Origin of the sequence: Aeromonas sp. 600276 (assembly GCF_049175815.1) — a bacterium.
Taxonomy (GTDB): Bacteria; Pseudomonadota; Gammaproteobacteria; order Enterobacterales; family Aeromonadaceae; genus Aeromonas; species Aeromonas dhakensis.
In genome coordinates this window covers 138,820-152,107 of sequence record NZ_JAAKVU010000006.1, presented here as the reverse complement: position 1 = coordinate 152,107, position 13,288 = coordinate 138,820, and the positions used below count along the sequence as shown (strand labels likewise).

Sequence of the window (13,288 nt, the reverse complement as noted above, 5' to 3'; positions counted from 1 at the left end):
CTTGCTGATGAAACGGATCCTGATTGTAGGCGGGGTAGCGGGGGGCGCGTCTGCCGCCGCCAGAGCCCGCCGTCTGAGCGAAGAGGCGGAAATTGTGATGTTCGAGCGGGGCGAGTTCGTCAGCTTCGCCAACTGCGGGCTGCCTTATCACATCGGTGGTGACATCCCCAACCGGGATGCCCTGCTGTTGCAGACCCCCCAAAGCTTCAAGCGCCGCTTCAACGTGGATGTGCGGGTCTTTCACGATGTCATCGAGATAGACAAGGCCGGCAAGAGCCTGCTGGTGCGCAACCTGCTGACCGGTGAAGAGCGGCGCGAAGCCTACGACGTGCTGCTGCTGAGCCCGGGCGCGGCCCCCATCCGGCCTCCCTTCCCCGGCATCGACAGCCCGGGTGTGCACACCCTGCGCAATATTCCCGACATGGATCGCATTCTGGCGGCGCTGGCGCACGATCAGCCGCGCCACGTCACCGTGGTGGGGGGCGGCTTCATCGGGCTGGAGATGATGGAGGCGCTGCACCAGCGCAAGCTGGACGTCACCCTGCTGGAGCTCTCCGACCAGGTGATGGCACCGGTGGATAAGGAGATGGCCAACATGCTCCATGCCCGCATCCGGGAGGAGGGGATCGACCTGCGCCTGCGCACCGGCCTCTCCGCCATCGAGAGTCTGGATGTGCTGGCGGAAAAAACCGCTGCCGTGGCCACTGAACAACGGGGCGGGCTGCGACTGACCCTGAGCGATGGCACCCGGCTCGACACCGGCCTGCTGATCCTGGCCATCGGCGTCAAGCCCGAGACCCTGCTCGCCGCCAAGGCGGGGCTGGAACTGGGGCCCCGCGGCGGCATCAAGGTGGACGCCGCCATGCGCACCTCGGATCCCTTCATCTATGCGGTGGGGGATGCGGTGGAGGAGACCGACTTCGTCACCGGCGAGTCTGTGCTGATCCCGCTGGCGGGGCCTGCCAACCGGCAGGGGCGTATCGCCGCCGACAACATGCTGGGCCGCGCCGAAACCTACAAGAAGACCCAGGGTACCGCCATCTGCAAGCTGTTCGATCTGGCGGTGGCGAGCACCGGCCTGAACGAGAAACGGCTGCTGCAGCTGGGGCTGCCGTTCGAGAAGGCCTATGTCCACCCGGGCAGCCACGCCGGTTACTACCCCGGCGCCCACCCGGTCAGCCTCAAGCTGCTGTTTGCCCCGGATGGCAAGATTTATGGCGCCCAGGCCATCGGCAAGGACGGGGTCGACAAGCGCATCGACGTGCTGGCGGTGGCCCAGCGCGCCGGTCTCACCGTATTCGATCTGCAGGATCTGGAACTCACCTATGCACCGCCCTTCGGCTCGGCCAAGGACGTGATCAACATGGCCGGCTTTGTGGCCAGCAACCACTTGAAGGGGGATACCCTGCTCTGTCATGCCGCCGAGGTTGAGGCCCGTCACCCCCATCAGCAGGTGCTGGATGTGCGCAACGGCCCCGAGCTCGACAAGCTGGGTCGCATTCCGGGGGCGATGCACATTCCGCTTGATGAGCTGCGCAGTCGCCTTCATGAACTGCCCAAGGACAAAGAGCTGCTCATCAGCTGCCAGGTGGGCTTGCGCGGCCACGTGGCCTGTCGCCTGCTGAGCCAGCACGGCTTCAAGGTGAAAAACCTTTCCGGCGGTTTCAAGACCTGGCAGATGACGGTGATGGAGTAATCCGCCCCAGCCGCAAGCGAGCGTCGACCCCAGGGTCGGCGCTGTTGCATCTGGCGGGGGCCGGCGGCGTTTTAATGCAATGAGTTTTGTGTCAAGCGAGCCTGATCCCTTATCCTGTTGGCTATTGCGCTGCACTGGCAGCGAGCCAATCAGGGATGACATTTATGCGCCGCGTCGACTCTCACCCTCGCTTCTCTCGTTCCTCACCGCAACAGACGGCCGTCCCCGGGCGCCGCTGGTCGGCCCTGCTGCTGGCGGGATTCACGGCGTTGCTGCTGAGCGGCTGCGGCCCCGACAAGCCTGCCAGCCAGGCTCCGACAACTGACCCGATGGCCCGGCAAGAGGCGGGGGCACCGGGTTCAGTTGTACAAGCCAATGCCCGCCAATATCGGGATGCCCCGGCGCTGGCGCTGGTCTTCTCCGGCCCCTTGGTGCCCAAGGCGAACTGGCAGAGCTGGCTTTCTGTGAGTGAGGGAGGCAAGCAGGTGCAGGGGGAGTGGATCCTGGCCGATGATGGCCGCACCCTCTATTTTCCGAACGTGCAGCCCGATAAAAGTTACGAGGTGAGCCTCAAGGCGGGGCTGGGTCCATCCCCCCAGCGCTGGACCCTCAAGACCCGGCCGCTGGAGGCGGGGGCCTCGTTTACCGCCAGCGGCATGGTATTGCCGCTGCGCGACGAGCTGCGCCTGCCCATCAGCGCGGTCAACGTGGACGAGGTCAATATCGATTTCTTTCGGGTCGATGCGGAGTATCTGCCCCGTTTCCTGGCCGAGTATCGCCCCAGTGCCGGCATGGGCAACTGGGAGCTTGAGCAGATCACCAAGCGGGCCAAGCGGGTGTTCAGCGGCCGCTATGCGCTGGAGCTCGATGCCAACCGGCGCGAGACCCGCCTTATCAATGTGAAGGAGCCGCAGCTGGCCGAGGCCGGTGTCTACTTTGCGGTGATGTCGCCCCTTGGCAACTACGACTGGCGCAAGGAGACCACCTATTTTGCGGTGAGCGACATGGGGCTCAGTGCCCGCCGCTACCGCGATCAGCTGGAGGTGTTCGTGAGCTCCCTGGCCAGCGCCGACCCGCTCAAGGATGTGCAGCTCTCTCTGCTCGACGAGAAGGGTAACCGGCTGCAGGTGCAAACCACCGATCCGCAGGGCCATCGCCGCTTCGACCAGGTGCAGGGTGCTCGCTTGCTGCTGGCCGAACAGGGCAATCATCTGGCGGTGCTGCGCCTCGATGGGGCTGCGCTCGATCTCTCCACCTTCGATCTCGGTACCCAGCCCTGGCAGGCCCAGCAGTTGTATCTCTTTAGCGGGCGCGACCTCTATCGCCCCGGCGAGCGGCTCGACAGCGAGATCCTGCTAAAAGGGCAGGATGGCCAGCTGCTGCCGGGCATGGCGGTGGAGCTGGAGGTGAAACAACCGGACGGCCAACTGCTCGAACAGAAACGGCTGCTGCCCTATAGCCTTGGCGCCGCTCACTACGGCCTGCGTTTGCCGGATGATGCGCCGTTGGGGCGCTGGACCATCAACCTCAAGACCGCCGCCGGCAGTCGCTTCGAGTGGCCTTTTCTGGTGGAGGAGTTCTTGCCGGAGCGGCTGAAACTGCAGCTTGGCAAGGGGCCGGATGGCGAAGTCACTGATTTGGACGCGGCCCTCACTCTGCCACTGCAAGGGGACTATCTCTACGGCGCGCCAGCGAGCGCCACCAAGGCCAAGGCGGAGGTGAAGATCAGCCGCGCCACCATGCCCTTTACCCAGTGGCAGGAGTTCACCCTGGGTGATGTGCTGCTCGCCGAGCAGGCCAAGGATCTTGAACCGCTGAATCTCACCCTCGATGCGCAGGGGCAGGGGACATTTTCGCTTGCTGATGAGCTCGACAATGTGCGCGCCCTCGGGCCGCTGGAGGTGGCCTATCGGGTGTCGCTCGCCGAGCCCGGTGGCCGCGCCGTCAATCGTAGCCGCACCCAGTATGGCTGGCCCGTGGACAGCCAGTGGCCGGCGCTCAAGGCCGATTTTGTGGCAGATCGGGTGGAGGGGGGCAAGCCGCTCCCCTTCCAGATCCTCAACCTCGATGACAAGGGCCAACCGGTGGCGGGGGCGGTGAAAGTGCGCCTCATCAACGAGTACCGCGACTACTACTGGCACTATGCCGATGGCGAGGGGTGGAAGTACGAGTTCAACAGCCAGCCCTATCTGGAGCAGGAGCAGACCCTGCAGCTGAATGGCAAGGGGCCGACCCCGCTCACGCTGCAACTGGCGGCGGGCTGGTATCGGGTGGAGGTGGAGAACAGTCAGGGCCACCAATCGAGCCTGCGGGTGGAGATCGGCAGTTACGCCTGGGGCGGCGGTGGCGAGCAGGCACGGCCCGACAAGATTGCCATCACCCTCGACAAGCGCGCCTATCAGGCGGGCGACAAGGCCAAAGTGACCCTGGTGGCGCCGCGCCCCGGCAAGGGGTTGTTGCTGGTGGAGGATGGTGACGGCCTGCGCTGGTGGCAGCGTATCGAGCTCAAGGGGGCCGATGGCGATGCCAAGGATGCCCGCGGCGAGTTCGAGATCCCGGTCAGCCCCGAGTGGCAGCGTCATGACCTGCATATCTCGGCCCAGATCGCCGCGCCAGACAGCGCGTCCAAACCGGCCGGCAAGCAACAGGGGCAGAGCCTGCGCTCGGTCGGTCTGGTGCCGCTCACCCTGGATCGGGAAGCTCGCCGTCTGCCGCTCACCCTGAGCGCACCGGACAAAGCGGTGCCGCTCACCCGACTGGAGGTGACAGCCACCTCCACCCCCAACAGTCAGGGGCGGGTGGTGCTGGCGGCGGTGGATCGGGGCGTGCTCAATATCAGCGACTACCAGCCGCTCGACCCGTTCGAGATCTTCTTTGGTCGCAAGCGCTTCGCTCAAGATTTGTTCGACAACTACGGTCAGGTGATCCCGCCGCAGGATGGCAAGCTGGCCCGCCTCAACTACGGGGGGGACCGGGCGCCGCTGAAAAAGGGCGGCGCGCTTGAGAGCCGGGTCGAGATAGCCGCGCTCTGGAGCGGCGAGGTGAGTTTTGATGAGAGCGGCAAGGCGGTGATCCCGCTCGAACTGCCCAACTTCAACGGCGAGTTGGCACTGATGGCGCTGGCATGGAACGAACAGCAAGTGGGTGAGGCCGAGCGTGCCGTCAAGGTGGTGGCGCCCTTGGTGGCCGAGATCGGCTGGCCGCGCTTTGGCGCCAGAGGGGATGAGACCCGGGCGCTGGTGCAGCTGCGCAACATGAGCGGCGAGGATCAGACCCTCTCCCTTGTCTGGACCCTCAATGGCGGGCTAAAGGCAAACGGCGAGCTGCTCGGCACCCTTGCCCTTAAAAATGGCGAGGAGCAGTGGCTGACCCTGCCGCTCACCGTGACCGGGGCGAGCGGTGTGGCGAGCTTGCAGTTGGCGGCCAGCGGCAAGGATTTTGCCATCAGCCGCGACTGGACTTTGCCGCTGCGCTCCCCCTGGCCGGCCCAGACTCGTCAACGCTACCAGATGCTGGCCCCCGGTCAGCAGATGAGCTTTGCGCCAGCTGAGCTGGCCGGGCTGGATCGCGCCAACCTGCAGGGGCTGCTCAGCCTCTCCGGCACTCCCCCCTGGGATCCGGCTGCCCAGTGGCAGGCGCTGGCTGACTACCCCTATGCCTGTCTGGAGCAGACCCTGTCTCGTGCCTGGCCTTACTTGCTGACCACGGCCGATGAGCGGGCCGCCTGGAGCAAACCCGCAGAGGGCAAGAAAGCGGCGAGCGAGGCGGATGTGCAGCGCGCCCTGCTGCAACGGCTGCAGCGGTTGCAACTGCCAAGCGGCGGCTTTGGCCTCTGGGATGGTCGCTCCGACGAGGAGCAGTGGCTCACCGCCTATGCCGCCGACTACCTGCTGGCGCGCAAGGAGGCAGGCGATACAGTCCCTGAGGCAATGCTCAATCAGGCGCTGAACCGGCTGCAAAGCTATCTCACCGACAGTCAGTATGGTGAGCGCTGGAGCAGTGCCCCCGAGCACAGCCGACTGGCCTATCAGGCTTACAGTGCCTATGTGCTGGCCAGGGTAGGCAAGGCGCCGCTCGCTACCCTGCGTCTTATCTGGGAGCAGCAGGCCGATCACGCCCGCTCAGGTTTGCCGCTTTTGCACCTCTCGCTGGCCCTCTCGGCCATGGGGGATGAGCAGAACGCCGCCAAGGCCCTCAGCCGGGCATTGGCGACCGAGCGTGGTGACGACTATCTCGGGGATTACGGCTCGCCGCTGCGCGATGAAGCCCTTGAGTTCTCCTTGCTGCGTCAGCACAAGCTGGCTGCGGAGAGCTGGTCAGCCCTCAGTGCCAAGGTGGCCGATACCCTGGCCCATCGTCAGTGGCTCAGCACTCAGGAGCGGCTCGCCCTGCTGCGACTCGCCCGTTTCGATCCGGCCGTCGACTGGCAGGCCAGGATGACCTCCTCTCTTGGCAGTGGATCCCTGAGCGGTTCGGCTCCGCTGCAGCAGGGCGCCCCCGAGGCGCTGGCGGCGAGCTCCGTCACCAACGAGGGCAAGGGATCCCTCTATGTGCAGCGCACTCTGGTAGGTTACCCCGAACAGGCTCCGGCACGGATCAGCAAGGGGATGAGCGTGACCCGCAGCTGGTTCAACAGCGACGGTCAGCCGTTTGATCCCGCCAAGGTGAAGGTCGGCGATCTGGTGGTGGTGCGGCTCAACGTCAGCAGTGAATCGGCGGTGCCCGATGCCCTGCTGGTGGAGATGGTGCCCGCTGGCTTCGAGCTGGAGAACCCGGCCCTTGGCAACAGCATCAAGCTGGAAGAGCTCTCCATCGAGGGGAAACCGGCGTGGCAGAGCGAGTGGAACGACTATCTCAAGCATCAGGAGTTTCGCGATGACCGCTACACGGCGGCGCTGGATCTGAGCGAGGGGAGCAACCAGCAGCTGGTCTACCTGATGCGTGCGGTGACGCCGGGCCGCTATCAGGTGCCGCCGACCCAGGTGGAGGATATGTACCGTCCCGAGCTGCGGGCTGTGGGTGAGGATATCCATGAGGTGATCATCTCTGAGTAACATTCCCTCCCTTGAGCGGGTTCGCCCGCTCACTTTCTGGCAGCGTGGCTGGCTGAGCCTGGGTCGCACTGGCCGCGCTGGCTGGCGCTGGCTTGGTCGCCTGCCACGCTGGCTGCGTTGCTCGGTGCTGGGCGTTGTAGCACTGCTCCTGTCATTGCTGGCGCTGGATCGACTCTTCCCGCCGCCACCGCTCGACCCTGCCTACGCACGGGTGGTGCTCGACATGAAGGGGCGACCGCTGCGCGCCTTTGCCGATACCAGCGGCGTGTGGCGTTACCCCGTGACCCTGGAGCAGGTCTCCCCCCGCTATATCGAGGCTCTGCTCGGCTACGAGGATCGCTACTTCTGGCGTCATCCCGGGGTTAATCCGGTGGCCATGGTGCGCGGGGTCTGGCAGTGGCTGCGCTATGGGCGGGCTGTATCGGGCGGCTCGACCCTTACCATGCAGGTGGCGCGTCTTATCGAGCCCTACCACCGGAGCGTGCCCGGCAAGCTGCGCCAGATGGCCCGCGCGCTGCAACTGGAGTGGCACTATGACAAGCGCACCCTGCTCACCGTCTACCTCAACCGGGCGCCGTTTGGCGGCAACCTGGAGGGGGTGCAGGCGGCAAGTTTTGCCTATCTCGGCAAGAGCGCCGCCAAGCTGACCTATGCCGAGGCTGCGCTGTTGGCGGTGCTGCCGCAGGCTCCCAGCCGCAACCGGCCGGACCGCCATCCCGAGCGGGCCCGCACCGCCCGTGACAAGGTGATGCAGCGACTGGTAGCGCAGGGTGTCTGGCCCGAACAGGCGTGGCTGGAGGGACGCATCGAGCCGGTGCTGGCCCGCGGTCACTTCACGCCGATGGAGGCGCCGCTGTTTGCCCGCCTTGCCGCCGATAATCAGGCCGGGGCGCTGGTGCACACCACCATAGACGGCGATCTGCAGCGCTGGCTGGAGGGGCGGGTAGCCAGCTATATCCGCCGTTTCCCCGAGCAGACCTCCGCGGCCCTGCTGCTGGTAGACAACAAAACCATGGCAGTGCGTGCTTATGTGGGCAGCGCCGAGTATGGCAATTTGCGCCGCCACGGTTATCTGGACATGGTGCAGGCGATCCGCTCCCCCGGCTCTACGCTGAAACCCTTTATCTACGGTCTGGCCATGGACGAGGGGCTGGTGCACTCGGCCTCCCTGCTCTCTGATGCTCCAAGGCTCGGGTCTGACTATCGTCCCGCCAATTTTTCCGGCGCCTTTCAGGGGCCGGTGACCCTCGCCCAGGCGCTGCAGCAATCCCTCAACGTGCCGGCGGTGCAGGTGTTGGAGGCGCTTGGACCGGACAAGCTGGTCAGCCGCCTCGACAACGCCGGGGTGCGGCTGGCGCTCTCCGACAAACCCAATCCAGCCATTGCGCTGGGGGCGGCGGGCATTCGACTCGAGCAGCTGGTGGCGCTCTACAGTGCGCTGACCCGTGAGGGACAGGTAGCTATGCCGGTCTGGCTGGCGGGGCAGCAGGCGGTGTCGCGCCCCTTGCTGAGCCCGGGGGCGGCCTGGATCATCTGGCAGATCCTGAGCGCGCAGGGGCGGGCGGATCAGCCCTTTGCCAGCGAGGCGACCGGCCGGGTCAACCGACTGGCCTGGAAGACCGGCACCAGCTATGGCTATCGCGACAGCTGGGCGATGGGGGTCTCCGGTCGCTGGACCATCGGCGTCTGGCTGGGGCGCCCCGATGGCACCCCCATGCCCGGTTTTTACGGCCAGAGCGCGGCGGTGCCGCTGCTGCTCTCGGTCTACTCGCGGTTGGCTGACAGCAGCCCCCTGCCGGCACAACCCAATACGGTGAGCGAGGCCGAAGTTTGCTGGCCGCTGGGGCGCAAGGCGAGCGCGACCCTGCCTGAGGCCTGTCTGCAGCGTCAGAGTGCCTGGCTGCTGGAAGGGCGCGATCCTCCCACCTTGCCGGATCCCATGGACTGGCCCTCGCCGCTGCGCCAGGTTGCGTTGACCGATCAGGGAAAACCCACTCTGAGCCGCTGTCAGGATGCGACGCAATCCGGTTTTCGGGCGCTCTGGCCATTGTCACTGGAGCCGTGGCGAACGCCCGGCGAGCGACGACAGGCGCTGCTCGCCAGCGGCTGTGCGGGGGAAGGGCAGAGCGCCGAGCTGCAGGCCCCCATTCGCATCGTGGCGCTGGGGGAGGGCAACCTTGTTCGCAGCCAGCGCTATCGGCTGCAGCCCAAGGTGCTGGGCGGTGTCGGCAAAGCGGCCTGGTTTCTCAACGGTCAGCGGCTGCGCTGGGACGGGGATCAGGTGCTGAGCGAGGCGGGTCGCTACCAGCTGGTGGTGGTGGACGAGGCGGGCAACAGCGATCGCATCGAGTTTCGGCTGGAGAATCCCTCCTGAGGGGGGAGGCGGTGCCTAATTGGCGTGTCAGAATATTGACGATATCGGGGGATAGCCAGATATCGTCAGCGGATTGTCGAATCCCTGGTAGGGCGTAGCGGGCTCAGGGCTTGACCTGACCCAGCCGGGTGAAGAAGTGCTGACTCTTGCGCTGGTGGAAGTGGCTCTTCTTGATGGAGTGAAACACCAGCTTGCTGTCCGGGTGGCTCGCCTTGAGGCGATGGATCATCGCCATGGCCGGTAAGCCAGTACTGACGAGCGTGGTGAGCGGCAGACTCTGGGTCTGCGGCCCCAGCAGCTGGTTGAGCCCCTGCTGGGCCTGCTCGAAGCGGGTCAGCACGGTGGGTTCTGCGTAGCCGCTGCCCAGCATGGCGAGCAGGGCATCGAGCGCCTGATTGAACTCGGCCAACTGCTGGCGAAAGCCGCTGCGACTGCGCAGGGCGATCAGTTCTGCAAACGGGATGTCGGCCAAGTGAGTGGGCACTTGCAGCGGGATTTCGAGGTGGAAGCAATCCTGACCCCCCCGGTTGTGGTAGCGGGATTCGAGCAGGTGGAGCAGCCGGTCCAGATAGTCGTGATCGGTGATGAGGGCCCCCTCATTGGCGAGCGCCCACTCGCGGGCGAGCCGCATGGAGAGCAGGTTGGCAAAGCGGCGAGCCATCCTGAACCCGCCCTCCTCCCGGCTGGCAAAACCGTGAGCCAGACAGAAACCGTGCAGCCGCTCCAGCCCCGCCTGGGCCGGGCAGAAGCAGTCGTGGTTGGCAGGCTGGCGCCAGCGCCCGATCAGCTCCTTGTTGCCAAACACCTTGTGACGGACGAAGTCGGGGGCGACAAGGCCGGCAATCTGACTCTCTATCTGGGGGGTGATGGCGGCAAAGAAGGCGGCATCCGGCCGCTCGGCCAGCAGATCCGTCTCCTGCTCGAGGGTTTGCAGCAGGGCGGTGAGGCCGCTTTTCTCACTGACGGTGAAGACGAAGGCGAGCCGCTCCAGATAGAGCAGGGCAAACTTGAGCCACAGCTCGTCGCGCACTTCCATGCCGGGGTAGTAGATGTAGGTCTTCATCGAATGGGTCTGTGGTCAGGAATGTTGCCGGGACGCAGGTTCGGGAATATACGCAAGATTGCCTCGCTGCGGCAAACATTGCGTGGGGGAATGTGAGCAAACGCTCATCCAGTAGGCGCTGGCCACAAAGTTCTGATATAATTCGCGCCCTTAAATCAAGGTCACCCGAGTCATTACCATGAAGTTCATTATCAAGCTGTTCCCGGAAATCACCATCAAGAGCAAGTCGGTTCGCCAGCGCTTTATCAAGATCCTGCAGGGCAATATCCGCAATGTCCTGCGCCGCTTCGACGACGATGCCCGGGTGCGGATGGATTGGGACAAGCTGATCGTGAGCTCCCGCAATGACCAGTTCCGTGAACAGGCCATCGAAGCCCTGGCCTGCATTCCCGGCATTCAGGCCTTCCTCGAGGTGCAAGCCAGCAAGTTTACCGACCTGCACGACATCTTCGAGCAGGTGAAGGCCGTCTGGGGTGATCAGCTCGAGGGCAAGACCTTCTGCGTGCGCGCCAAGCGCCACGGCAAGCACGAGTTCTCCTCGCTCGAGATCGAGCGCTACGTGGGCGGCGGTCTGAACCAGCACTGCGTGAGCAACGGCGTGCGTCTCAAGAACCCGGACGTGAAGATCAACCTCGAGATCGACGGCGAGGAGCTGTTCATTGTCAGCGCCATCCATCAGGGCTTGAGCGGCATGCCCATCGCCACCCAGGAAGACGTGCTGAGCCTTATCTCCGGCGGTTTTGACTCGGGTGTGGCCTCCTTCCAGTTCATCAAGCGCGGCTGCCGGGTGCACTACTGCTTCTTCAATCTGGGTGGTGCCGCTCACGAGATCGGCGTCAAGCAGGTGGCCTATCACCTGTGGAACCGTTTCGGCTCCTCCCACCGGGTGCGTTTCACCGCGGTGGACTTCGAGCCTGTGGTGGCCGAGATCCTCGAGAAGATCGACAACGGCCAGATGGGCGTGGTGCTCAAGCGGATGATGATGCGCGCCGCCGCCAAGGTGGCCGACGAGTTCCAGATCCCGGCGCTGGTGACCGGTGAGTGCGTGGGTCAGGTCTCCAGCCAGACCCTCACCAACCTGAACGTCATCGACCGGGTGACCGACAAGGTGATCCTGCGCCCGCTCATCACCTGGGACAAGCCGGACATCATCAGCGAAGCGCGCCGCATCGGTACCCTGGAGTTCGCTGAGACCATGCCGGAGTATTGCGGTGTCATCTCCAAGAAGCCGACCGTGAAGGCCGATCTGGCCCGTATTGAAGAGGAAGAGGGCAACTTCGACTTCGCCATTCTGGACAAGGTGGTGGCCGAGGCCCGTTACCTCGACATTCGTCGCATCGGTGAAGAGACTGCTGCCGAAGTGCAGGAAGTGGAGACCACCGCCGAGAGCGGTGACAACGAGGTGATCCTCGATATCCGCTCCATGGATGAGCACGACGAGAAGCCGTTGCTGGTGGAAGGGCGTGAGGTCATGCATATCCCCTTCTTCAAGCTGGCCACCGCCTTTGGCGACCTGCCGAAAGAGAAGACCTACCTGCTCTACTGCGATCGCGGCGTGATGAGCAAGCTGCAGGCGCTCTATCTGAAAGAGAAGGGCTTTGCCAACGTCAAGGTGTACCGTCCGTAATATGACGTTCACGCATGCATAAAAAATCCGGCCAATGAGCCGGATTTTTTATTTCACTCGGTAGAGAGGGCCTGCGTTAAGGGCAGGGTACCGGGGTAAAGGTGGATTGCCCCTGGCAGCGCCACCCCATCTCAGCCTGGCGCATCTGCCACAGGTTGTTGCTGCGAAACAGGGTCAGGATGTAGATCATGTCGCTCTTGGTGCCGTCAAGGGCAACGGAGAGCACCAGATCGTTGTCCAGCTGTTGTGCCTGGATGCGACTGGGGATGTCGCTGTGGCCGACAAAACGCAATGCCACTTCACGATAGTCATTGACCCAACTCTGCTGGGCAGTGCTTGCCTGACGGATCTGCTGGTTGAACTGCTGCACCGGGGTGGACGCGAGCCGACCAAACAGTACCTGGGCTTCAGCCTGCGCCGTTGCCACATTCATCAGTAACAGTGATGCGATGAGTCCAAGTTTTTGCATGAGGGATTCCGGCTTACAACACTGCATCCTATGACAACAGAAAAGCCTGCTTGGTTCAACGCAACCGGGCCGGGAGTGCGACTTGACACCGGTTGTGAGGTCAATTGCGCTGCAGCGAGAAGGTAGGCAGTGACAGATGCCAGTAGATGGCGGCCACCCGTAAACCAAACACCGCCGTCATGCAGATGAGCATGGCGGTCACCCGATCCACGTCTATCTCCAGCGCCAGGGTATAGAGGATCCCCCCCAGGATGCAGGCGGTGGCATAGATCTCCTTTTGCAGCACCATGGGCACCTCCCGGGCCAGCACGTCCCTGATCATGCCGCCGGCCACCCCTGTCATGGTGCCCATCAATACGGCGATCAGCCCCGATGTACCAAAGTTGAGGGCTTTCTGTGCCCCGATCACGGTAAAGAGCGCCAGCCCGAAGGCGTCGGCGACCGGCAACACGTACCAGGACATGCGACGGGGCAGCTTGACCATCCACATGCCGATCAGTGCCGTGGCGATCACCACCCAGATGTAGAGGGGGTCACGTACCCAGAAGACCGGGGTGGCCCCCAGGATCATGTCGCGGATGGTGCCGCCGCCGATGGCGGTGACCGCCGCCAACACCATGACACCAAAACCGTCCATCCTGAGACGGCCCGCCACCAGTACGCCCGAAAACGCGAATACCGCAGTACCAAACATGTCGCTGATGTAAACAATCTGCTCAACCAGTGTCTGCATGGAGAACAACTCACGTCCAATTGTTGATGGGGCCGCGATTTTAGGGGGGATTGCGGCATCTGACCAATGGCTGCCTGCAAGAAGTGGGAGCCAGACCCAGTTTTTCTCGGCTGCAATGGCACCAGCCAGCGCGATGCATCTGAGCGGCGTCATGTTGCAGGGGAGGTGGACATAGACCTGCGCCCGGCCCGTTGTCGCAAGCCTGATGAATTCAATGAGCAAAACAGGGCACTTTTTTCCTCAAGTTCAGCCGGAACATGCCGATATATAGG

General features: G+C 64.1%; 7 protein-coding genes. 4 read left to right on the top strand and 3 right to left on the bottom strand.

All coding sequences use genetic code 11. From position 1 onward, the window contains the following. Positions 1-7: 7 nt before the first annotated feature. From G5134_RS08175 to pbpC, 3 genes are all read left to right on the top strand, one after another. Positions 8-1,696 (top strand): FAD-dependent oxidoreductase, encoded by a 1,689-nt coding sequence (locus G5134_RS08175; RefSeq protein ID WP_421231952.1) that lies wholly within the window; start codon positions 8-10, stop codon positions 1,694-1,696. 164 nt (positions 1,697-1,860) lie between these two features. Further along, entirely contained in the window at positions 1,861-6,750 is a 4,890-nt protein-coding gene (locus G5134_RS08170; protein ID WP_421231951.1) for an alpha-2-macroglobulin family protein, read from the top strand. Between the two features lies 1 nt (position 6,751). Beyond that, the gene (pbpC, locus tag G5134_RS08165; RefSeq protein ID WP_421231967.1) at positions 6,752-9,124 is read left to right on the top strand and encodes a penicillin-binding protein 1C; all 2,373 of its coding nucleotides are present in this window, start codon (positions 6,752-6,754) and stop codon (positions 9,122-9,124) included. Between the two features lie 103 nt (positions 9,125-9,227). Here pbpC and G5134_RS08160 read toward each other — a convergent pair whose 3' ends face one another. After that, positions 9,228-10,187 (bottom strand): hypothetical protein, encoded by a 960-nt coding sequence (locus G5134_RS08160; RefSeq protein WP_025201852.1) that lies wholly within the window; start codon positions 10,185-10,187, stop codon positions 9,228-9,230. A 178-nt stretch (positions 10,188-10,365) separates the two neighbouring features. Here G5134_RS08160 and thiI point away from each other — a divergent pair, with 178 nt between their 5' ends. After that, positions 10,366-11,814, top strand: coding sequence for a tRNA uracil 4-sulfurtransferase ThiI (gene thiI / locus G5134_RS08155; RefSeq protein WP_025201851.1), 1,449 nt, complete (start codon positions 10,366-10,368; stop codon positions 11,812-11,814). Between the two features lie 76 nt (positions 11,815-11,890). Here the strand turns inward: thiI and G5134_RS08150 are convergent, their stop codons facing one another. Beyond that, positions 11,891-12,247, bottom strand: coding sequence for a hypothetical protein (locus G5134_RS08150; RefSeq protein WP_010634335.1), 357 nt, complete (start codon positions 12,245-12,247; stop codon positions 11,891-11,893). A gap of 136 nt (positions 12,248-12,383) precedes the next feature. Then, positions 12,384-13,016 carry a trimeric intracellular cation channel family protein gene (locus G5134_RS08145; protein ID WP_065018583.1) on the bottom strand — a complete coding sequence of 211 codons (633 nt, stop codon included), beginning with the start codon at positions 13,014-13,016 and terminating at the stop codon, positions 12,384-12,386. Between the last annotated feature and the right edge of the window lie 272 nt (positions 13,017-13,288).